We start from the raw sequence: 20849 nt of genomic DNA, 5'->3' as shown, positions 1-20849 counted from the left end.
AGGCGCGGTGCGATACCCATGATGCGCTAATCGAAAACTGCGACCGATGTGACTCTTTCGAGTGAACTAACGCTGTGTGTTCGCTCTTTCGCACTACGTGGGTCAACAATGGCGTGGTCTCAGTCACCGGTGTGAGCGATGTCCCCCATTGGCCGCCGGTGACGTCATGCAATCCGTGGGGGTTTCACCTGTGAACAAGTCTGTCTACGGCCTGCTCGCCGCCGCCGCCCTGGTGGGGGTCACCGCCGCGCCCGCGAACGCCGCCGGCGACGAGGGCTCGGCGAGCGCGGCCGTACTCCGGGCGAGCCTGGAGGTCTCTCTGCTCAAGGGAGGCGCCGCCGTACCGCTGAAGACCGAGCTCAACGCGGTCCGGGCGCCCGAGAGCGCCGACGAGACCCTGCTGGAGGCCCGCGTGGACGGCGTGCACGGCGGCAAGCCGTTCACCATGCTGGACGCGAAGGCCGCCACCTCGAAGGCGATGGTGGAGAAGGGCAAGGCCGAGGGCCACTCCAACCTGGCCGAGGCCGAGGTGTACGTGCCGGGGCTGCTGCGGCCCCTGGTCAGGACCGGGCTGGTCACCTCCCGTGCCGTGTGCGAGGCCGGTGCCAGGCCGACCGCCGAGTCCGAGATCCCCGGCACCGTCACGGTGCTCGGCAAGAAGGTCGCGGTGAAGGCCGACGGCACCACCTCGGTCCGGGTGGGCGGCGTGGGCACGGTCGAGCTGAAGCTGGCCGAGACCGTGACCACCACCCGTACGGCCGCCGCAACCGCGCTGAGGCTGGACGTCGCGGTGGACCCGGCGAACCTGGGCGTGGCCGAGGTCGAGGGCCGGGTGACCCTGGTGGAGGCGGCCTGCGAGACGCCCGGTGGCGGGGGCGGCGGCACCGGCGGTTCCACCGGTTCCACCGGGGGCGGTTCCACCGGTTCCACCGAGGGGGGATCCACCGGTGGCGGCTCCGCCGACGGAGGCTCCACCAGCGGCAGCGGTGGTTCCACCGGGGGCTCGACCGAGGGCTCCACCGGTGGTGACAGCGGCTCGGCCGGTTCCGACGGTTCCACCGACGGCAAGGGGAACGACCCGCGGCCGCAGACCGGCTCGGAGTCCTCCGGCGAGAAGCCCACCGGCAACCTCGCCGAGACCGGCGGCAGTTCGGCCACGCCGTACGTCGCCGGCGGAGCCCTGGCGCTCGTGGCCGCGGGCGGCGGGCTGCTGATGCTGCGCCGCCGCCGTGCCTCCGGCGCGGCCGACGCCTGACCCGAACGCCGCCGGTCCGGCCCCGGGGCCGGACCGGCGGCGGTGAGCGGCGGCGGGACCCCGGGCGGGGGCTCGCCGCCGTTTCGCGCGTCAGCGCACCCCGAGGGCGGCCAGCGTCCGCACCAGGCGGTCGGTCGTCGCCCGGTCGCGTACGGCCAGCCGCAGCCACCGGGCGTCCAGACCGGGGAAGGTGTCCCCGCGGCGTACCGCGATGCCCTCCGCGCGCAGCCGCTCCCGCAGTCCGGCCGCGTCCGCGTGCCGTACCAGGACGAAGGGCGCCCGCGGGTCCGCCGTCGCCTGTACCAGCTCGCCGAACTCCGCCAGCCGGCCGAGCAGATGGGCCCGGTCGGCGGCGGTCCGCCGTGCCGCACGCTCCGCCTCGGCCAGGGCCGCGGGCTCGCAGCACGCCTCGGCCGCGGCGAGAGCGGGGGAGGAGACCGGCCACAGCGGCTGGTGCCGCGCCAGCGCGGCGACGGTCTCCGGGTCGGAGAGCACATAGCCGATGCGCAGCCCCGCCAGCCCCCAGGTCTTGGTGAGGCTGCGCAGCACCACGGTGCGGCCGGGAAGCTCCGTCACCAGCCCCGCCAGGGACTCGCGTTCGCCCGGCACCGCGTCGATGAACGCCTCGTCCACCACCAGGGTCCGGCCCGGCCGCGCCAGCGCCGCCAGGGCGGAGGCCGGGTGCAGCACGGAGGTGGGATTGGTGGGGTTGCCGACGACCACCGCGGCGGCCCCGGCCGGAACGCGGGCGGGATCGAGACGGAAGCCGTCCCGTTCGCCCAGGACGACGCGCTCCACCCGGTGGCCCGCGTCCAGCAGGGCGGCCTCCGGCTCGGTGAACTGCGGATGCACCACCACCGGGCCGCCCTCGCGCCAGGCGCTCGAGCCGGGCGGGGGCAGGAGCCGGGCGAGCAGGACGAACGCCTCCGCCGCGCCCGCCGTCAGCAGCACGCACTCCGGTGGCAGCCCGTGCCGGGCCGCCACCGCCCGCCGGGCCGCCCGCCCGTCGGGGTAGGCGGCCAGCGAGCCGAGCGAGGCGGCCACCCGCTCCTTCAGCCATGCGGGGGGAGTGCCGGCGCGGACGTTGACCGCGAGGTCCACCAGATCCGCGCCGGCGCCGCGCACCTCCGCGTCGCCGTGGTGGCGCAGGTCGTGTGCGGCCTGCGGAGGCCGGAGGGGATCCAGAGGCTCAGTGGGCGTGCGCATGGCCACCATTGTGGTGATGGTGGTGTCCGTGGCCGTGCCCGTCGTCGTCCGGGTGGTGGTGGGGCCGCTGGGGCATGCCCACCTTCTCCTCGAAACCGGGCAGCGCCACGCGGTAGACGCACGAGTCGCAGTTCATCCGCAGATCGCCCTGAACGGCCTCCGTGTAGCGCTCCCAGACCAGCTCCGCCAACTCGTCGGTGGGGCCGATGACATCGGCCGAGAGCACCTCGGTCTCCGGGTGCGCCGCGGCCCACCCCTCGGTCTGCGCCCGCACCCGGTCCGGCAGGATGCCGGTGAACAGGAAGTACGGCAGCACCACGATCCGGCGGGCGCCCAGCATCCGGCAGCGCTCCAGGCCGGCGGGGACGTCGGGAGCGGCCAGCGAGACGAACGCCGTCTCCACGCCCGCGTAGCCGCGCCCCTCCCACAGCAGCCGGGCCGCCTTGTGCACTTCGGCGTTGGCGTCCGGGTCGGTGGAACCGCGGCCCACCAGCAGCACCGTGGTGCCGGCGCGGCTGCTCGTGCCGTCTTCGCCGTCCGCCCCGCGCAGCGCCTCGTCCACCCGGCGCTCCAGCACGTTCAGCAGCGCCGGGTGCGGGCCGAGGGGGCGGCCGTAGGCGTAGGTGGTGCCCGGGTGGCGCTGCTCCTCGCGGGCCAGGGCGGCGGGGATGTCGCCCTTGGCGTGCCCGGCCGACACCAGCATCAGCGGGACGGCGGCGAATCTCCGCACGCCTTCCGCGGCCAGTCCGGCGACGGCGTCGGCCAGCGGCGGCGGGGACAGTTCGATGAAGCCCCCCGCGACGGGGAGGCCGGGCCGCCGCGCGCCGAGGTCGCGCACGAAGGAGCGGAACGCCTCGGCGCCGGCGTCGTCACGGGTGCCGTGGCCGACGAGGAGCAGGGCGGGCGGGCTGGTCACTGGGTCTTCTCCTTGGATGTGCCGGGGGCGGTACGGGGGTCGGCGGCGCCGGGGTCCTGTGCGGCGCCGGCCGGTGTGTACAGAAGGGCGTTGAGGGCGGCCGCGGCCACCGCGCTGCCGCCCTTCTCCGAGACGTTGCTGACGGCCGGCAGGCCGCTGGCGCGCAGCGCCGCCTTGCTCTCGGCCGCGCCGACGAAGCCGACGGGCAGGCCGATGACCAGGGCGGGGTCCGCGTCCAGGGCGAGCAGTTCGAACAGGGCGGTGGGCGCGCAGCCGACCACCCACACCGCGCCCGGTCCGACCTGCTCGTAGGCCAGCCGCACCGCGTGCGCGGAGCGGGTCAGGCCGCCTGCCGCGCGGGCGTCGGCGAGCCGGCACACCGTCTCGCGGCGGGTGATTCCGGCGGCCACCATCTCGACGTCCGCCACGACCGGCGCACCGGCGTGCAGCGCGGTGTGGGCGGCGCGCAGTGCGCTCTCGTCGGTGACCAGGTCCTCGGCGTACGCCGGGTCGGCGCTGGAGTGGATCACCCGCTCCACGACGGCCCGGGTCAGCGGCGGGAGGTGGGAGGTGTCCAGCCGCGAGCGCAGGATGCGGTACGACTCCTCCTCGATGGGATGGACGGTGCGGGGTGTGGAAGGCGTCACGACGGCTCCTGGGGGTCGCGTACGGGGATCTCCTCGATGGCGTCGACCGGGCACACCTCGACGCACTCCAGGCAGCCGGTGCACAGCTCCGCCCGCACCAGCAGCGTGCCGCCCAGCGGACGTATCGCGTGGACCGGGCAGGTCAGCAGGCAGGCTCCGCAGCCCGCGCAGCGGGAGGTGACGGAGACGGGGGCGGTCGCGGCCGTGGCCGGAACCGGGGTCGCGGGCGCGGTCACCGGGACTCCTGCCAGCGGTAGCCGCGCGGGGTGACCATGCGGCCGGCCACGATGCGGGTGGCGGTGTTGCCGACGGTCACCACCGTCATCATGTCGACCGCGGCCGGATCGAGTTCGCCGAGGGTGGTCACGGTGGTGCGCTCGCCGGGGCGCGAGGCGTTGCGCACGATCCCGGCCGGGGTGTGGGGGGCGCGGTGCTCGGCCAGCAGGGCGAGCGCCTTGGGAAGCTGCCAGTCGCGGCCCCGGCTGCGGGGGTTGTAGAACGTCACCACCAGGTCGGACTCGGCCGCCGCCCGGACCCGGCGCTCGATCACCTCCCAGGGCGTGTGCAGGTCCGACAGGCTGATCGAGACGTGGTCGTGGCCCAGCGGAGCGCCCAGCAGCGCGGCGGCGGCGAGCGCCGCGGTGACGCCGGGGACGCCGACCACGTCGATGTCGGCGGAGGCCTCGGCCAGGGCGGGCGAGGCCATCGCGTACACCCCCGCGTCGCCGCTGCCGATCAGCGCCACCGCGCGGCCCGCGCGGGCCTCGGCCACGGCGGTGCGGGCCCGCTCCTCCTCCGCGCCGAGACCGGACTCCAGCACACGGGTGCCCGGGCGCAGCAGGTCGCGGATCTGGTCCACGTACTGGTCGAGGCCGACGACCACCGAGGCGCGGCGCAGCTCGTCGCGGGCGCGCGGGGTGAGCAGGTCGCGGGCGCCGGGCCCGAGTCCGACGACGGCCAGCCGCCCGCGGGGGCGCCGCCGCGCCACGGCGCAGGTCGCCATCGCCGCGCGCCCCTCGGGGGCCGACTTCCGCTTGGGCACGACCAGTTCGGCGCCCTCGCCGCAGGCGAGCAGCGCGGCCGCCTCCGCCACGCTCGGGGTGCCCACGGCGGCCATCGGCGCGTCGGAGGGGTGGGGCACGGGCACGGCGGCCAGCTCGCCGGCGGGGTACGTCCGCAGCGGTACGCCCAGGCGCCGGGCCGTCTCCACGATGCCCTCCTCGCCGGCCTTGGCCTCGACGGTGGCCAGCTCGGTGACGGACAGCGGCGACAGACCGGCATCGGCGAGGGCCTGCCCGACCAGGGCGGCGACCTCCTCGGCGGGGGCTCCCCGGCTGGCGCCGACGCCGACGGCGAGGGTCGGCGGGCGCAGGACGGCCGTGCGGTCGCCGGGCGCCACGGCCCGGTCGGTGACCAGCAGGGTGCACCCGCCGTCCCCTCCGTCGCCCTCCGTGGCGTTGCCGGTGGCCTCCGTCACGTTGGGTGGCAGTGCGGGAAGGGGGAGGACGTGATGGCGCACCAGACGGACGGGCTCGCCGTCGAGGATCGCCCGCGACACCGCCGCGACGGAGCCCTCGACGGGCAGGCCGAGGGTGTCCAGGCCGGGGACGCCGGCGGCGTCGGTGGCGGTGGTGACGACGGGACGGCAGCCGGGCAGGGCCTCGGCCACCGCGTGCGCCAGGTCGTTCGCGCCGCCCGCGTGGCCGCCCAGCAGTGCCACGGCGTACTGCTGCGCCTCGTCCACGCACACCACGCCCGGGTCATCCGCCTTGTCCGCCAGCAGCGGGGCGATCAGGCGTACGGTCGCGCCGGTGGCGAGGAAGCAGACGAGGCGGTCGCACTCGGCGAAGGCGCGGGTGACGGCCTCGCGGACGGTGCCGGCGCCGTCGGCGCCGCCTTCGCCGCCGGTGCCGTAGACGCGGACGGCCCCCGGCCAGGCGGCCGCCAGGCGGTCGCGGGCGCGCCGCCCCGCGGCGGTGGCGGAGACGAGGCCGATCAGGCCGGCCGGGGCGTTCGGGGCGTTCACGAGGATGCTCCTTCGGTGCCGGGGCGGGTGCCCCACAGGACGAAGACGGGATTGCCGGCGGCGAGCCGCACCACATCGCCGGGCAGGGGGGCCAGCCGGGAGGACTGCAGCAGCACGCCGTCGGCGGCCAGACCGGCGGCGCCGAGCGCGGCCCGCACCGCCGGTACGCGGTCCAGCGCGGCGAGCGTGACGACGACCGTGCGGCGGGCGCGGAGCGCGCAGGCCGCCACGATCGCCTCCAGCTCCCGCCCCCCGCCGCCGACGAACACGGCGTCCGGTTCGGGTAGTCCGGCGAGAACACCGGGGGCCGTGCCGTGCACGGTCTGGAGGTCCACACCGTGGGCGGCGGCGTTGGCGCGGCAGCGTTCGGCCCCGTCGGCGGTGCGTTCCACGGCGACGGCCGCCGCGCCCAGGCGGGCGCACTCCACCGCGACGGAGCCGGAGCCCGCCCCGACGTCCCAGACCAGGTCGCCCGGGCGTGGCCCGAGCCGGGCCAGGGCCAGGGCCCGCACCTCGTACTTGGTGATCATCGAGTCGCGGTGTGCGAAGGCGTCCTCCGGCAGCGCCCAGCCGGCGGGCGGGCGCCGCGGCCCGGCGAGCGCCAGGGGCGCGGGGGCCAGAGCGCGGGAGGTGTCCAGGCACAGCACCACGCTGACCTCACCGGGCCAGGCGCGGGTGGCGGCCTCGGCGGGGGAGAGGCGCTCGACGCGCTCGTCCGCCGTGCCCAGTGCGCTCGCCACCACCAGGGTGCGCGGCAGCCCGGTGGCGGCCAGGGCGGCGCCCAGCTCGGCGGGCCCCGCGCCGGGGCCGGTGAGCACGGCGGTCTTGGGGTGTGCGCGGCAGACGTTGACGGCGGTGCGCGGGTCGCGTCCGTGCGCGCTGACCACGGCGGCGTCGTCCCACGGCAGTCCGGCGCGGGCGAAGGCCACCGCGACGGACGGCGCGGTGGGCCGTATGTCCAGGGCCTCGGGTCCGAAGCGTTCGGCCAGCGAGCGGACGATCCCGAAGAACCCGGGATCGCCGGAGGCGAGCACCACCACCGGCCCCCCGTCCTCCGACAGCTGCCGCTCGACGGCGTCCAGCGCCGGGGCGAGCGGCCCCAGGACCAGGCGCCGTACCCCGGGGGGAGGGTCGGCCGCCTCCAGATGGCGGCGCGCTCCCACGGCCAGGCGGACCCCCTGCCAGGACGGCGCGCCGGGCCCGAAGGCCCCGGCCTCCACCCCCGTGCCCGTCCCCGTACCTGTGCCCACGACCGTGATCACGGCAGCAGCCCCCTGTCGTCGGAGCACAGGGCGACCACCGTGCGGCCGGTGAAGTCCACCATGGCCGCCTCCGCGGTGATCCGGTGGTCGGTGAAGCGCTCCAGTACGTCCACCACCCGGCGGCACAGCTCCGGCGCGGCCGACTGCAGCAGTCCCGCCGCGTCCCACAGCTCGTACGCGTGGCGGGCGGTGTTCGCCGCCGCGACCTCGGCCGCCAGCGCTTCCGCGCCGCCCACCGCGCGGGTGATGTCGGCCAGGACGGAGGTGTCCACCTTCGACCGCGTGTAGTGCGTCATCAGCACCCCGGAGGCCAGCTTGGTCAGCTTCCCCACCATGCCGACGAACACCACCCGGCCCACACCGTGCTCCACCGCCCGCCGCAGGGCGGCGCCCGTGAAGTCGCCGACCTCGATGAAGGACACCGGGGGCAGTCCGGGCAGCAGTTCCATGGCGCCCTTCTCGGTGCGCCCGCCGGTGCACAGCGCCACGGCCGGGACGCCCTGCGCGGCGGCCACCGACACGGCCTGCTCCACGCTCGCCCGCCAGGAGGCCGTCGAGAAGGGCCGGACGATCCCGGTCGTCCCCAGGATGGAGATGCCGCCGAGGATGCCGAGCCGGGCGTTGGTGGTCCTGCGGGCGCGCTTCTCCCCGTCGGGCACGCTGATGGTGACGTCCACGCCGCGCTCCCCGGTGTCGACGACCTCGCCCACCGCCTGGCTGATCATGGCGCGGGGCACCGGGTTGATCGCCGGGCCGCCCACCTCCAGGCCGAGCCCGGGCCGGGTGACGACGCCGACGCCGACGCCGCCGTGCAGCTCGATGCCCGGCTCGCTGCGCCAGCTCACCGTGGCGGTCAGACGCGAGCCGTGGGTGACGTCCGGGTCGTCGCCCGCGTCCTTGACCACCACCGCCTCGGTGCGGCCCGGCCGCAGCTCGGCCGAGCTCTCCACGGCGAAGGTCACCCGCCGCCCCGAGGGCAGCGCGACCTCCACCCACGGCTGGGGCTCCCCCGTGACCAGGTGCAGCGCGGCGGCGCGGGCCGCCGCCGAGGCGCAGGTGCCGGTCGTCCAGCCGGTGCGCAGCGCCTTCGGCCGCTGCTTGGCGGTACGCGGCAGGTCCGGCTCCCGCAGCTTCGGTCCCCGGGCGGGCCCGTGCTCCGGCTCCTCAGCCACGGCCCGCCGCCTCCCGGCCGGCCGGCCCGGTGCTCTGCCCGGCGGCCTGCTCCTCGGCCTGCCCGCGAACCTCCCGGGCACCCCGGGCCTCCCGGGTCTCGCGGGCCGCGCGCAGCGCCCGGCGGGCCTCCGGCCGCGCACGGCGGTGCCCGTGGAAGTGCCCGGGGTGGTACAGGTGCGAGCGCGTGCCGGAGGCGGACAGCGCGGGGCCGACGAGGAACAGCGTGTGCTTCCACAGCCGGTGCTCCTTGACGGTCTCCTCCAGGGTTCCCACCGTGCAGCGCAGCACCAGCTCCTCCGGCCAGGTCGCCTGGTGGGCGATCACCACCGGGGTGTCGGTCGGATAACCGCCCTCCAGCAGCTCCACCGCCAGCTGCCCGGAGCGCGCCGCCGACAGGAAGACCGCCATGGTCGTGCCGTGCCGGGCGAACTCCCGCACCTCCTCGCCCGGCGGCATCGGCGTCTTGCCGCCGCCGAGCCGGGTGAGGATCACCGACTGGGCGACCTCCGGGATCGTCAGCTCCCGCCCCGCGATGGCCGCCACCGCCGAGAACGACGACACCCCGGGGACGATCTCCACCTCGACGCCCAGCTCCGCGCAGCGGTCCACCTGCTCCTGGGTGCCGCCCCACAGCGCCGGATCGCCGGAGTGGACGCGCGCCACCTTGAGCCCCTCGCGGGCCGCGCGCTCGTAGACGGCGATCACGTCCTCCAGGGACATCGAGGCCGAGTCCAGGATCTCCGCGTCCTCACGGGCGTGTTCGAGGACCTCCTCGCGCACCAGGCTGGCCGCCCACACCACGATGTCGGCCTCGGCGATGGCGCGGGCGGCGCGGAAGGTGAGCAGATCGGCGGCGCCGGGTCCGGCGCCCACGATGGTCACCTTCCCGGAGTCCTTCGAGGTCCTCCCGGCGGTCCGTTCGGCTCCGGCCGCCTCGGCGGTCGTGACGGCGGTCGTGGCAGCGGTTGTGCCGGCGTTTGCGGCTGCGTCTGCGGCGGTCACAGCTTGCCTCCTCGGTTCTCCCTGCGGGCGGGGGCGATGAGCGTGGACAGGTAGGGGAGTTCGGTGTCCCCGGCGGCCGGGCCGGTCCCCGGGGCGGCCTCCAGGTCGGCCGCCGGGCGGATCGACTCCTGCGGCAGCCCCAGCGCCGAGCCCCACACCGCGCCCTCGGTACGGCCCGTGGCGCGCAGCGCGGCGGCGACCTCGCGCGCCCGCCGCCCGAACTTGTAGGCCACCACCGTCCCCGGCCCCTCCAGGGCCTGCCGGAGCACCGCCGTCCCGGCCGTCACCGGCACCAGCGTCAGCGGCTCCGTCCCCTCGGTGAGCACCGCCCCGCCGCGCGCGGCCAGATCCTGCATCGCGGTGATGCCCGGCACGGTCTCCACGACCACCTCCGGCACCAGGGCGCCGACGGTCTGGGCGAGATAGGTGAAGGTGGAGTAGACGTTCGGGTCGCCGATGGTCGCGAACGCCACCGAGCCGTGGGCGCGCAGCAGCCCGGCGACGCGTTCGCCCGCCGCGTCCCACGCCGCCTCCCGGCGGGTGCGGTCCTCACGCTCGTTGAGCGCGAAGACCACCCGCACGATCCGCTCGCGCGACACGTAGTGCAGGACGGTGGCCTCGGCGCGTCCCGTACCGCTGCCCTCCATCACGGGCACCACCACCACGTCCGCCGAGCGCAGCGCCTTGACGCCCTTGACCGTCACCAGGTCCGGGTCGCCGGGGCCCACCCCGACGCCGACGAGCCGTGGCCCGCCGGTCTCCCGCACCTCGTCGCCGCTACCGTTCACGTCGCACACCCTTCGACACAGCTTCCGACGAAACGCCGGGCCACGGACGGCTCGGCGGCCCAGTGCACATGCAGATACGAGGCATGTACGCCGTTCCTCACAAAGCCCTCGACCCGGCGCCCGGGCCGGGAGCCGTGCGAGGTCAGCCCCCATGCCGGCGCGGCACCGGCCTCCGGCTTCCCGGCCCGCGGCCCCCCGGCCCCGGGGTCCACCGCGGTGCGGTGGAACTCGTGGCCGCGCATCCGCGTCCCCGCGGCGGCCAGGACGCTGTCGCCGACCGCCACCGCCTCGCGGTAGCCGAGGGTGAGCCGGTCGGTCATCCGGGCGGCGACGTCAAGCACCCCGCACATCGGCATGCCGTCCAACTCCCTTGCCAGATAAAGCAGTCCGGCGCACTCGGCGGCGACCGGCGCCCCCGAGGCGGCCAGCTCCGCCACCGCCCGGCGCAGCGGCTCGTTCGCCGACAGCTCCGGCGCGTACACCTCCGGGAACCCGCCGCCCAGGACCAGCCCGGCCGTGCCCGGCGGCAGCGTGGTGTCCCGCAGCGGGTCGAAGACGGCCACGTCCGCGCCCGCCGCCCGCAGCAGCTCGGTGTGCTCGGCGTAGGAGAAGGTGAAGGCGGCCCCGCCCGCGACGGCCACCACCGGGCGCCCGTGCGGCCGGCTCGCGGGCACGGGCGGCGCCCACGGCTCCTGGGGCAGCGGCGGCGCGGAGTGCGCCAGGGCGAGCAGCGCCTTCAGGTCGCAGCCGGACCGCACCCGCTCCGCCAGCTCCGCCACCGCCCCGGTCGCCTCCGCCCGCCGCTCGGCCACCGGCACCAGGCCCAGATGGCGCGAGGGGGTGTGCACCAGCGGCGCCCGGCGCAGCACGCCCAGCACCGGCACCCCGCAGGCGTCCAGCGCCTCGCGCAGCAGCTCCTCGTGGCGGTCGGAGGCCACCTTGTTGAGGATCACCCCCGCGACGCGGACCTGCGGATCCCAGGACGCGAAGCCGTGCACCAGCGCCGCCACCGAACGAGACTGGGAGGAGGCGTCCACCACCAGCACCACCGGCGCCCGCAGCAGCTTGGCCACCTGCGCGGTGGAGGAGAGCTCACCGAGACCCGCGGCCCCGTCGTACAGCCCCATCACGCCCTCGACCACGGCCACGTCCGCACCGGCCGCCCCGTGCAGGAACAGCGGTGCGACCAGGTCCGGGCCGCACAGGTACGCGTCGAGGTTGCGGCCGGGCCTGCCGGTGGCCAGCGCGTGGTAGCCCGGGTCGATGTAGTCCGGGCCCACCTTGTGCGGGGAGACCTCCAGCCCGGCCGCCGCGAAGGCGGCCATCAGACCGGTGGCGACGGTGGTCTTGCCGCTGCCCGAGGCGGGCGCGGCCACGACCAGCCGGGGAAGCGCGGTACTCACGGTCCGATCACCACTCGATGCCCCGCTGGCCCTTCTGGCCGGCGTCCATCGGGTGCTTGACCTTGGTCATCTCCGTCACCAGGTCGGCGGCGCCGATCAGTTCCTCCGGAGCGTTCCGCCCGGTGATCACCACGTGCTGGACGCCGGGACGGGTCCGCAGCACCTCGACCACCTCGCCGGTGTCCACCCAGCCCCAGTGCATCGGGTAGGCGAACTCGTCCAGCACGTACAGCCGGTAGGTCTCGGCCGCCAGATCGCGCTTGACCTGCTCCCAGCCCTCGCGCGCCGCCTCCTCGGAGGACTCGATGCCGCGCTGCACCCACGACCAGCCCTCGCCCATCTTGTGCCAGGCCACGGTGCCGCCCTCGCCGCTCGCGCCCAGCACGCGCAGCGCCCGCTCCTCGCCGACCCGCCACTTGGCGGACTTCACGAACTGGAACACCCCGATCGGCCAGCCCTGGTTCCAGGCGCGCAGCGCCAGCCCGAAGGCTGCCGTCGACTTGCCCTTGCCGGTGCCCGTGTGGACCGCCAGCAGCGGGCGGTTGCGGCGCTGGCGCGTGGTGAGACCGTCGTCGGGGACGACACTCGGCTGTCCTTTCGGCACTACGCGGCCCTCCTGTCGGTGTTCTCGCGGGTGATCCTGTGAGTGCGGCCGGGGGTCTGCAGGGAGCGGACGAGCCCGGTGACGGTGTCGGCGCGCAGCTCCTCCAGCGTGACGGCGGGGCCGCCCAGTTCGGCGGCGAGCGCGCCGGCCAGCCCGAGCCGCACCGGCCCGGACTCGCAGTCGACCACCACCGAGGCGGTGCCGTCGGCGGCCAGCAGCCGGGCGGCCTGCCGGGCGCGCACCACCGGCTGCGGGCCGCCCGTCGCCCGCCCGTCGGTGACGGCGACCAGCAGAGGACGCCGCGAGGGGTCGCGCAGCCGCTCGGTCCGCAGTACGTCGCGGGCCTTCAGCAGCCCGGCGGCCAGCGGGGTGCGGCCGCCGGTCGGCAGCGACTCCAGACGCGCCGCGGCGGCCTCCACCGACGAGGTCGGGGGCAGGGCCACCTCGGCGCCCGAACCGCGGAAGGAGACCAGGCCGACCTTGTCGCGGCGCTGGTAGGCGTCCAGCAGCAGCGACAGCACCGCGCCCTTGACCGCGCCCATCCGCCGCCGCGCGGCCATCGAGCCGGAGGCGTCCACGACGAACAGCACGAGGTTGGACTCCCGGCCCTCGCGCACCGCCTCGCGCAGGTCCTCCCGGCGTACCAGCAGCCCGGGCCCGGAGCGGCCCCGGGCCCGCTGGTGCGGGGCGGCGGCCCGTACGGTCGCGGCCAGGTGCAGCCGGGACAGCGCGCCCTGCGGCCGGCGGGCGCCGGTGGTGCGCCCCTGCGCGGTCCGGGCGCGCGAGCGCCGTCCCGCCGCGCCCTCGCCCACACCCGGTACGTGCAGCGCGCGGGCGCGGAACGGCTCGCCGGCGCGGGCGGGGGCCTGCTCGCCGCCGCCCTGTCCGCCGCCCTGCTCCGGTCCGGTGTCCTCCTCGCCGCGTGATTGCCCCGGGAGGGAGGGTTCGGAGGACTCGGATGCGTCGGCCGGTCCTCGCGGGCCCTCCTGGGGCGGCTGACCGCCGCCGTCCCCGCCGCCGGGGCCGCCGTCCGGCCCGTCCGGGTCCGGCTCGTCGTCCGGGCCGCCGTCCGAACCGCCGTCCCCCGCACCGCCGTTCCGCCGCAGCGTCTCGTCCAGCTTTTCCTCGTCCAGACCGGGCGCGTCGAAGGGGTTGCGGCGCCTGCGGTGCGGCAGGGCCAGCAGCGCCGCCCGCCGTACGTCCTCGGCCGCCACATCGGTGCGCCCCGCCCAGGCCGCCAGCGCGGTGGCGGTACGCGCCATCACGATGTCGGCCCGCATCCCGTCCACCTCGAAGGCCGCGCAGGTGGCGGCGATCTGCCGCAGCGCGGTGTCGCCCAGCCGCACCCTGGGCAGCAGCGCCCGCGCGGCCGCGATCCGCTCCCGCAGCCCGCTCTCCTCGCCGGCCCAGCGGGCGGCGAAGGCCGCCGGATCCTCCTCGTAGGCCAGGCGCCGCCGCACGACCTCCATCCGCTCGCCGGTCTCCCGGGAGGCGGCCACCTCCACGGTCAGGCCGAAGCGGTCCAGCAGCTGCGGGCGCAGCTCGCCCTCCTCGGGGTTCATCGTCCCCACCAGCAGGAAGCGGGAGGAGTGCCGCACGGAGACGCCCTCGCGCTCGATGTGGACCACGCCCATCGCGGCGGCGTCCAGGAGCGAGTCGATGAGGAAGTCCTGCAGCAGGTTGACCTCGTCCACGTAGAGGACGCCCCGGTGGGCCTGCGCCAGCAGCCCCGGCTCGAAGGCCTTCACCCCCTCGGACAGGGCCCGTTCGATGTCCAGCGATCCGACGAGCCGGTCCTCGGAGGCGCCCACCGGCAGCTCCACCATCCGGGCCGGCCGGCTCTCGCCCGGCCCCGGCCCGTGCGGCCCGTCCGGGCAGGCCGGGTCGGGGCGGCCCGGATCGCAGGAGAAGCGGCAGCCGGGCACGGTCTCCACCGGCGGCATCAGCGCCGCCAGGGCCCGCACGGCCGTGGACTTGGCCGTGCCCTTCTCGCCGCGCACCAGGACGCCGCCGACGGCCGGCGAGACCGCGTTCAGCAGCAGCGCCAGCCGCAGGTCGTCCATGCCGACGATGGCGGTGAACGGATAGGCGGCGGTGGCCGCCGCGGCGGTCGCGGTGGTCGCCGTGGTCGTGTTCGCGGTGGTGGTCACGCGTCGCCCTCCAGATCGTCGGAACCGCTCTCCAGGTCGCCCTCGAGTTCGAGGTAGATCTCGCGCAGCCGCTCCAGGGTCTCCGCTTCCGGCTCGGCCCACAGCCCGCGGTCGGCGGCCTCCAGCAGCCGCTCGGTCACACCCCGCAGCGCCCACGGGTTGGAGCGCTTCATGAACTCCTGGTTGGTCTCGTCGAAGACGTACTCGGCCGCGAGCCGCCGGTACATCCAGTCGTCCACGACCCCGGCCGTCGCGTCGTAGCCGAAGAGGTAGTCGACGGTGGCGGCCATCTCGAAGGCGCCCTTGTAACCGTGCCGTCGCATCGCCGCCATCCAGCGCGGGTTGACCACCCGCGCCCGGAAGACCCGGTGGGTCTCCTCGCCCAGCGTCCGCGTACGCACCTGGTCGGGGACGGCCGAGTCGCCCACGTACGCCTCGGGGGACTCCCCGGTCAGGTGGCGCACCATGGCCACCATGCCGCCGTGGTACTGGAAGTAGTCGTCGGCGTCGGCGATGTCGTGCTCGCGGGTGTCGACGTTCTTGGCCGCCACCTGGATGCGGCGGAACGCCGTCTCCATGTCGCCGCGTGCCGGGCGGCCGTCCAGCCCGCGCCCGTACGCGTAGCCGCCCCAGACCGCGTACACCTCGGCCAGGTCCGCGTCCGAGCGCCAGTTGCGGGCGTCGATCAGCGGCAGCAGCCCGGCGCCGTACGCGCCCGGCTTGGAGCCGAAGATCCTCGCCGTGGCCCTGCGCCGGTCGCCGTGTGCGGCGGTGTCCTCGTCGGCGTGGGCGCGTACGTGGTTGGACTCGGCGGGTTCGTCCAGCTCCGCCACCGCCCGCACCGCGTCGTCCACCAGGGCCACCACGTGCGGGAAGGCGTCCCGGAAGAAGCCGGAGATGCGGACGGTGACGTCGATGCGCGGCCGGCCCAGCTCCGCCAGGGGCACGATCTCGAAGCCCGTCACCCGCCGGGAGGCGTCGTCCCACACCGGGCGGCAGCCCAGCAGCGCCAGGATCTCCGCGATGTCGTCGCCCTGGGTGCGCATGCAGGAGGTGCCCCACACCGTCAGGCCCACCGACCTTGGGTACTCGCCGTGGTCGGCCAGGTGCCGGGCCAGCAGGGAGTCCGCCAGCGCGCTGCCGACGTCCCACGACAGCCTGGACGGGATCGCCTTGGGATCCACGGAGTAGAAGTTCCGTCCCGTGGGCAGCACGTTGACCAGGCCGCGGGTGGGCGAGCCGGAGGGGCCGGCGGGCACGTAGCCGCCGTCCAGCGCGTGCAGCACGTTGCCGATCTCGTCGGTGGTGCGCTCCAGCCGGGGCACGACCTCGTCCGCGGCGAACTCCAGGACGCGCACGGCGCCCGGCAGTTCGGCGTCCAGCACGTCGCGGACCACCTCCGGGGCCGCCTCGCGCGCCCAGCCGCGGGCCTCCATCGACTCCACCAGCCGCCGCGCCAGGTGCTCCAGCAGGTCCACCGCGTCGGCGGCGGTACGGGAAGGACCGTCCGCGAGCGCGGTCAGGGCCCCGGGCACCTCGATACGGGTCCCCGGCTCGGCCAGCAGCTCGGACTCCACCAGTCCCACGTGCTCGGCCAGCACCGCCCGCAAGCCCGGCAGCGCGCCGCCGACCCCGCCCCACACCTGGGCCGAACGCAGCACCGCCAGCACCAGGTTGACGCGCGGCTCGCCCACCGGACCGCCGCCCAGCACATGCAGGCCGTCGCGGATCTGCACATCCTTGATCTCGCACAGCCAGCCGTCGATGTGCATGACGAACTCGTCGAACTCGTCCTCGTCCGGTTGCTCCTCCACGCGCAGGTCGTGGTGGAGCTCGGCGGCCCGCACCAGCGTCCAGATCTGGCTGCGCACGGCCGGGGCCTTGGCCGGGTCCAGATCGCTCACCAGCGCGTACTCGTCCAGCAACTGCTCCAGTTTGGCCAGGTCGCCGTAGGAGTCGGCGCGCGCCATCGGCGGCACCAGGTGGTCGACGACCGTGGCGTGGCCGCGGCGCTTGGCCTGGGTGCCCTCGCCGGGGTCGTTGACGATGAACGGGTAGACCAGCGGCAGATCGCCCAGCACCGCGTCCGGGGCGCAGCCGGCCGACAGGCCCAGGCCCTTGCCCGGCAGCCACTCCATCGTGCCGTGCTTGCCCATGTGCACCACGGCGTCGGCGCCGAAGCCGCCCTGTTCCGGCGGGGCCTCCATCCAGCGGTAGGCGGCCAGGTAGTGGTGGGAGGGCGGCAGGTCGGGGTCGTGGTAGATCGCGATGGGGTTCTCGCCGAAGCCGCGCGGCGGCTGGATCATCACCACCACGTTGCCGAACCGCAGCGAGGCCAGCACGATCTCGGCGCCGGAGCCCTCGCCGTCCACGTACAGCGAGCCCGGCGGCTCGCCCCAGTGCTCGCGCATGGCCTCGCGCAGCCCCGGGTCGAGCGCGGCGAACCACCGCCGGTAGTCGGCCAGGGGCACCCGGGCGGGCGCGGCGGCCAGTTGCTCCTCGGTCAGCCACTCCACGTCGTGGCCGCCCGCCGCGATCAGCCGGTGGATCAGCTCGTCGCCGGTCTCGGGCAGTTCGCCGGTGTCGTAGCCGGCCTCGCGCAGGGCGCGCAGCAGTCCCACGGCCGAGGCCGGGGTGTCCAGGCCCACGGCGTTGCCGACGCGCGAGTGCTTGGTGGGGTAGGCGGTGAAGACCAGGGCGATCCGCTTGTCCGCGTTCGGCTTGCGGCGCAGGGCGGCGTGCCGCACCGCGATCCCGGCCACCCGGCGGGCCCGCTCGGGGTCGGCGACGTAGACGGGCACCCCGTCGGGGCCGTCCTCCTTGAAGGAGAAGGGCACGGTGACCAGCCGCCCGTCGAACTCCGGGATCGCCACCTGCATCGCCGCGTCCATCGGCGACAGGGCGGCGTCCGAGGCCTCCCAGACGGCGCGGGAGCCGGTCAGGCACAGGCCCTGGACCACGGGGACGTCCAGCTCGGCCAGCGCGCCGACGTCCCAGGTCTCGTCGTCGCCGCCCGCGCTCGCGTCCGCCGCGTGGGCGCCGCCGGCGGCGAGCACGGTGGCGACCAGCGCGTCGGCGCGGCCCAGCAGTTCGTACAGGCCGGGGTCGGCACTCCTGAGCGAACCGCAGTACACCGGCAGGGCGTTGGCGCCGCGCTCCTCGATCGCGTCGCACAGCGTGTCGACGAAGGCGGTGTTCCCCGACAGCTCGTGGGCCCGGTAGAACAGCACGCCCACCGTCGGCCGGGACGGGTCGTGCCCCCGGTCGCCGCGCACGCCGTACTCGGGCATCGGGCGCGGTCCGTCGAAGCCGTGGCCGGTCAGCAGCACGGTGTCGGACAGGAAGCGCACCAGCTCCGCCAGGTTCTCCGGCCCGCCCGCCACCAGATACCTCAGCGCCTCGGCGACCACACCGGCCGGGACGGTGGAGGCGGCCATCAGCTCCGCGTCCGGGACGGACTCGCCGCCCAGCAGCACCGTCGGGATCCCGGTGGCACGCAGCGCCGCCAGCCCGTCCTCCCAGGCACGCCGGCCGCCCAGCAGGCGTACGACGGCGATGTCCGCGCCCTCCACGAGCGCGGGCAGCTCCCCGGCGACGTCGACGCGCGCCGGGTTGGCGATGCGGTACGGGGCGCCGGAGGCGCGGGCCGCCAGCAGGTCGGTGTCGGCGGTGGACAGCAGCAGTACCGTGCTCATCGAGCTCCCATCGGTTCGTACGTCCTTCGCATCGGCCGTGTCGGTCCTTCCGGTCGCACCGGTCGCACCGGTCGTCTCGTCCGTCTCGTTCGCCCTGTCCGTCCCGCTCGCCCCGCTCACGGCGCACCCGGCGGTACGAACGGCAGGCCCGCGGGCGCGCCGTCCTCGATCAGCCGCAGCAGGGCGGCGGTGTCGGCGTGCTCCTCCACCAGATCGCCCAGCCGGTCCAGCTGCTCCTCGCGCAGCGCGGCGAAGGAGGTGTCCGGAGCGGGGACGAACGCCCGCCCCGCGTCGGCGGCCACCCGCCGCAGGAAGGCACGCCGGAAGCCGTCGCTCTCCAGCGAGCCGTGCCAGTGCGTGCCCCACACCGAGCCGGTGCGGCAGCCGTCCAGGAACGGCTCGTCGCCGCCGGCCACCTCGGCCACGCCGTGGTGGATCTCGTAGCCCTCCACCCGCTCGCCCAGCGCCTCGCCCACCGGCCGGGCCAGGGTCTTCTCCGCCTCGAAGCGCACCCGCACCGGCAGCAGGCCCAGGCCGTCGACCGTTCCGGCGCGCGACTCCACCTCGTCCTCGATCCGCTCGCCCAGCAGCTGGAAGCCGCCGCAGATCCCCAGTACCGGGCGGCCCTCGGCCGCCCGGCGGGCCAGCGCGCCGGCCAGGCCGCGCTCGCGCAGCCAGGCCAGCGCCCGCACGGTGCCGCGGGTGCCCGGCACGATCGCCAGATCGGCGTCGGCCAGTTCCTCGGGCCGGTCGGTGAACCGCACCACCACCCCCGGCTCGGCCGCCAGCGCGTCCACGTCCGTGAAGTTCGACATCAGCGGCACGGGCACCACCGCGATGCGCAGCACGTCGCGGCCGTGCGGCGGCGCGACGGCCGACTCGCGCACCCCTCCGCGCAGCGACAGCCGCAGTCCGTCCTCCTCGTCGATGCCCAGCCCGTGCGCGTAGGGCAGGACTCCCAGCACCGGCCGGCCGGTCAGGCCGCGCAGCATCTCCAGACCGGGTTCGAGGAGCGCGACGTCACCGCGGAACTTGTTGACCAGATAGCCCGCCACCAGCGCCTGGTCCCCGGGCGCCAGCAGGGCGGTGGTGCCGAAGAGGGAGGCGAAGACCCCGCCGCGGTCGATGTCGCCCACCACCACGACCGGAAGCCGGGCGGCGCGCGCCAGGCCCATGTTGACGATGTCGGTGCGCCGCAGGTTGATCTCGGCCGGGCTGCCGGCTCCCTCGCAGATCACCGCGTCGTGGGTGCGGCGCAGTTCGGCCAGGCAGTCGGTGACCGTCTCCAGCAGCTCCTCCCGCCGCCCCGCGCGCCGCGCCCCGCCGGGGGACGGCGGCACTCCGGGGTTCCCGAAGTAACCGCGCGCGCTCATCTCGCCCACCGGCCTGCCCAGCAGCACCACCTGGCTGGAGCGGTCGCCGCCCGGTTTGAGCAGCACGGGGTTCATCAGCGCGCTCGGCTCCACACCGGCCGCGGCGGCCTGCATGGCCTGGGCGCGGCCGATCTCGGCGCCCTCGCGCGTCACGAAGGAGTTCAGCGACATGTTCTGCGCCTTGAACGGCGCCACCTTCACACCCCTGCGGGCCAGCCAGCGGCAGATGCCCGCCGTGACCACGCTCTTGCCCGCGTCCGAGGTCGTTCCCGCGATCAGCAGTCCGCCGCCCGTCACAGTCCGCCCCCCGATGTCCGCCGCCCCCGCAGCCGCTTCCCCGGCCGTACGGAGCGGGTCTCCCGCAGCGCCCCGGCGGCGCCGCAGACCGCCAGTGCCAGCGCGCACACCCGGCGTGAGAGCCGCACCGCGCGCTCGATGTCCTCCACCCGCACCGGGCGGCCGCCGGCACCCAGGACCGGCCGGTGCTCGACGCGCCCGCCGTACGACAGAGTCCCGCCCAGCCGCAGACCCAGCGCGCCCGCGAACGCCGCCTCGACCACACCGGCGTTGGGGCTGGGATGGCGGTGGGCGTCCGCGCGCCAGGCGCGCAGCGCGCCGCGCGGGTCGGGGCCGGCCAGCGCCGCCAGCAGCGCGGTCAGCCGGGCGCCGGGCCACCCCGCCACGTCGTCCAGCCGCGCCGAGGCCCAGCCGAAGCGCAGATGGCGCGGTGAGCGGTGGCCGACCATCGCGTCCAGGGTGTTGACGGCCCGGAAGCCCGCCAGCCCCGGCACACCGGCGGCCGCGCCCCACACCAGGGCGCCCACCACGGCGTCGGAGGTGTTCTCGGCGACGGATTCGACCACCGCCCGGGCGATGCCCTCGGCGTCCAGCGCCTGCGGGTCGCGTCCGCACAGGTGCGGCAGCCGGGCGCGGGCCGCCTCCAGATCGCCCGCCTCCAGCGCGGCGGCGATCTCGCGGGCCTCGCGCGCCAGCGTCGTACCGCCGACCACCGCCCAGACGGCGGTGGCCGTGAGGGCGGTACGGGCGGCGGGGGAGCGGCGCACCGCACGGTCCAGCGCCGCCGCGGCGGCCGCGGCGCCGCCCGCGCACACGGCGGTGTACAGCGCGCCCGCGCCGCGGTGGTCGCGCCACAGCAGGCGCTCGGCGGCCGCGGCCGCGCGCCCGAAGGCGGCGACGGGGTGCGCGCGGCGCGGATCGCCGGCGATCAGGTCGAGGAGGTACCCCAGGGCCGCCCCGCACGCGTAGCCCGCGGTCGGAAGGCCGGGGGCGGCGGGGAGGCCGGCGTCCGCCGGAGCGACGGCCGGGGGGAGGGAGTGATCGGCACGCAT

16 protein-coding genes are annotated in these 20849 nt (G+C 76.2%); 1 reads left to right on the top strand and 15 read right to left on the bottom strand.

Translation table 11 applies throughout. From position 1 onward, the window contains the following. The first annotated feature begins 190 nt into the window (after window positions 1-190). Complete coding sequence (locus L7D48_RS06050) at window positions 191-1255, top strand: SCO1860 family LAETG-anchored protein (protein WP_237877839.1); 1065 nt, start codon at window positions 191-193, stop codon at window positions 1253-1255. A gap of 90 nt (window positions 1256-1345) precedes the next feature. On the opposite strand, the gene cobC is transcribed toward L7D48_RS06050, so the two are convergent. The 15 genes from cobC to L7D48_RS05975 all read right to left on the bottom strand — a co-directional run bounded on the left by cobC (window position 1346) and on the right by L7D48_RS05975 (window position 20849). Next, a complete protein-coding gene (gene cobC, locus L7D48_RS06045; protein WP_237877838.1) occupies window positions 1346-2461 on the bottom strand; it encodes an Rv2231c family pyridoxal phosphate-dependent protein CobC in 1116 nt (371 codons plus the stop codon). Then, a complete protein-coding gene (locus L7D48_RS06040; RefSeq protein ID WP_237877837.1) occupies window positions 2445-3377 on the bottom strand; it encodes a sirohydrochlorin chelatase in 933 nt (310 codons plus the stop codon). The genes cobC and L7D48_RS06040 overlap by 17 nt, the downstream gene beginning before the upstream one ends. Continuing rightward, on the bottom strand, window positions 3374-4024 hold the full coding sequence (locus tag L7D48_RS06035; RefSeq protein ID WP_237877836.1) for a precorrin-8X methylmutase: 651 nt from the start codon (window positions 4022-4024) through the stop codon (window positions 3374-3376). Before L7D48_RS06035 ends, L7D48_RS06040 begins: the two co-directional genes overlap by 4 nt. After that, window positions 4021-4260, bottom strand: coding sequence for a DUF362 domain-containing protein (locus tag L7D48_RS06030; RefSeq protein ID WP_237877835.1), 240 nt, complete (start codon window positions 4258-4260; stop codon window positions 4021-4023). The genes L7D48_RS06035 and L7D48_RS06030 overlap by 4 nt, the downstream gene beginning before the upstream one ends. Beyond that, the gene (gene cobJ, locus L7D48_RS06025; RefSeq protein WP_237877849.1) at window positions 4257-6023 is read right to left on the bottom strand and encodes a precorrin-3B C(17)-methyltransferase; all 1767 of its coding nucleotides are present in this window, start codon (window positions 6021-6023) and stop codon (window positions 4257-4259) included. Before cobJ ends, L7D48_RS06030 begins: the two co-directional genes overlap by 4 nt. 23 nt (window positions 6024-6046) lie before the next feature. Continuing rightward, complete coding sequence (gene cbiE / locus L7D48_RS06020; protein ID WP_374491302.1) at window positions 6047-7312, bottom strand: precorrin-6y C5,15-methyltransferase (decarboxylating) subunit CbiE; 1266 nt, start codon at window positions 7310-7312, stop codon at window positions 6047-6049. Next, entirely contained in the window at window positions 7309-8484 is a 1176-nt protein-coding gene (locus L7D48_RS06015) for a cobalt-precorrin-5B (C(1))-methyltransferase (RefSeq protein WP_237877834.1), read from the bottom strand. Before L7D48_RS06015 ends, cbiE begins: the two co-directional genes overlap by 4 nt. Then, the gene (gene cobM / locus L7D48_RS06010) at window positions 8477-9367 is read right to left on the bottom strand and encodes a precorrin-4 C(11)-methyltransferase (protein ID WP_237877833.1); all 891 of its coding nucleotides are present in this window, start codon (window positions 9365-9367) and stop codon (window positions 8477-8479) included. Before cobM ends, L7D48_RS06015 begins: the two co-directional genes overlap by 8 nt. 116 nt (window positions 9368-9483) lie before the next feature. Next, on the bottom strand, window positions 9484-10254 hold the full coding sequence (cobI, locus tag L7D48_RS06005) for a precorrin-2 C(20)-methyltransferase (protein WP_237877847.1): 771 nt from the start codon (window positions 10252-10254) through the stop codon (window positions 9484-9486). A gap of 17 nt (window positions 10255-10271) precedes the next feature. Beyond that, the gene (locus tag L7D48_RS06000) at window positions 10272-11678 is read right to left on the bottom strand and encodes a cobyrinate a,c-diamide synthase (RefSeq protein WP_237877832.1); all 1407 of its coding nucleotides are present in this window, start codon (window positions 11676-11678) and stop codon (window positions 10272-10274) included. 7 nt (window positions 11679-11685) lie between these two features. After that, entirely contained in the window at window positions 11686-12282 is a 597-nt protein-coding gene (cobO, locus tag L7D48_RS05995) for a cob(I)yrinic acid a,c-diamide adenosyltransferase (protein ID WP_237877831.1), read from the bottom strand. After that, window positions 12282-14345, bottom strand: coding sequence for a putative cobaltochelatase (locus L7D48_RS05990; protein ID WP_237877846.1), 2064 nt, complete (start codon window positions 14343-14345; stop codon window positions 12282-12284). The genes cobO and L7D48_RS05990 overlap by 1 nt, the downstream gene beginning before the upstream one ends. Window positions 14346-14428: 83 nt before the next feature. After that, entirely contained in the window at window positions 14429-18127 is a 3699-nt protein-coding gene (gene cobN / locus L7D48_RS05985; protein ID WP_237877830.1) for a cobaltochelatase subunit CobN, read from the bottom strand. Between the two features lie 116 nt (window positions 18128-18243). Then, on the bottom strand, window positions 18244-19797 hold the full coding sequence (locus L7D48_RS05980; protein WP_237877829.1) for a cobyric acid synthase: 1554 nt from the start codon (window positions 19795-19797) through the stop codon (window positions 18244-18246). Then, window positions 19794-20849, bottom strand: a complete 1056-nt coding sequence (locus L7D48_RS05975) for a cobalamin biosynthesis protein (protein ID WP_237877828.1) — start codon at window positions 20847-20849, stop codon at window positions 19794-19796. The genes L7D48_RS05980 and L7D48_RS05975 overlap by 4 nt, the downstream gene beginning before the upstream one ends.

Source organism: Streptomyces sp. ICN903, assembly GCF_022015835.1.
In the GTDB taxonomy this organism is placed as follows: Bacteria; Actinomycetota; Actinomycetes; order Streptomycetales; family Streptomycetaceae; genus Streptomyces; species Streptomyces fenghuangensis.
Note: the sequence above shows the minus strand (reverse complement) of the source record. Positions and strands in the feature narration are given on the sequence as shown.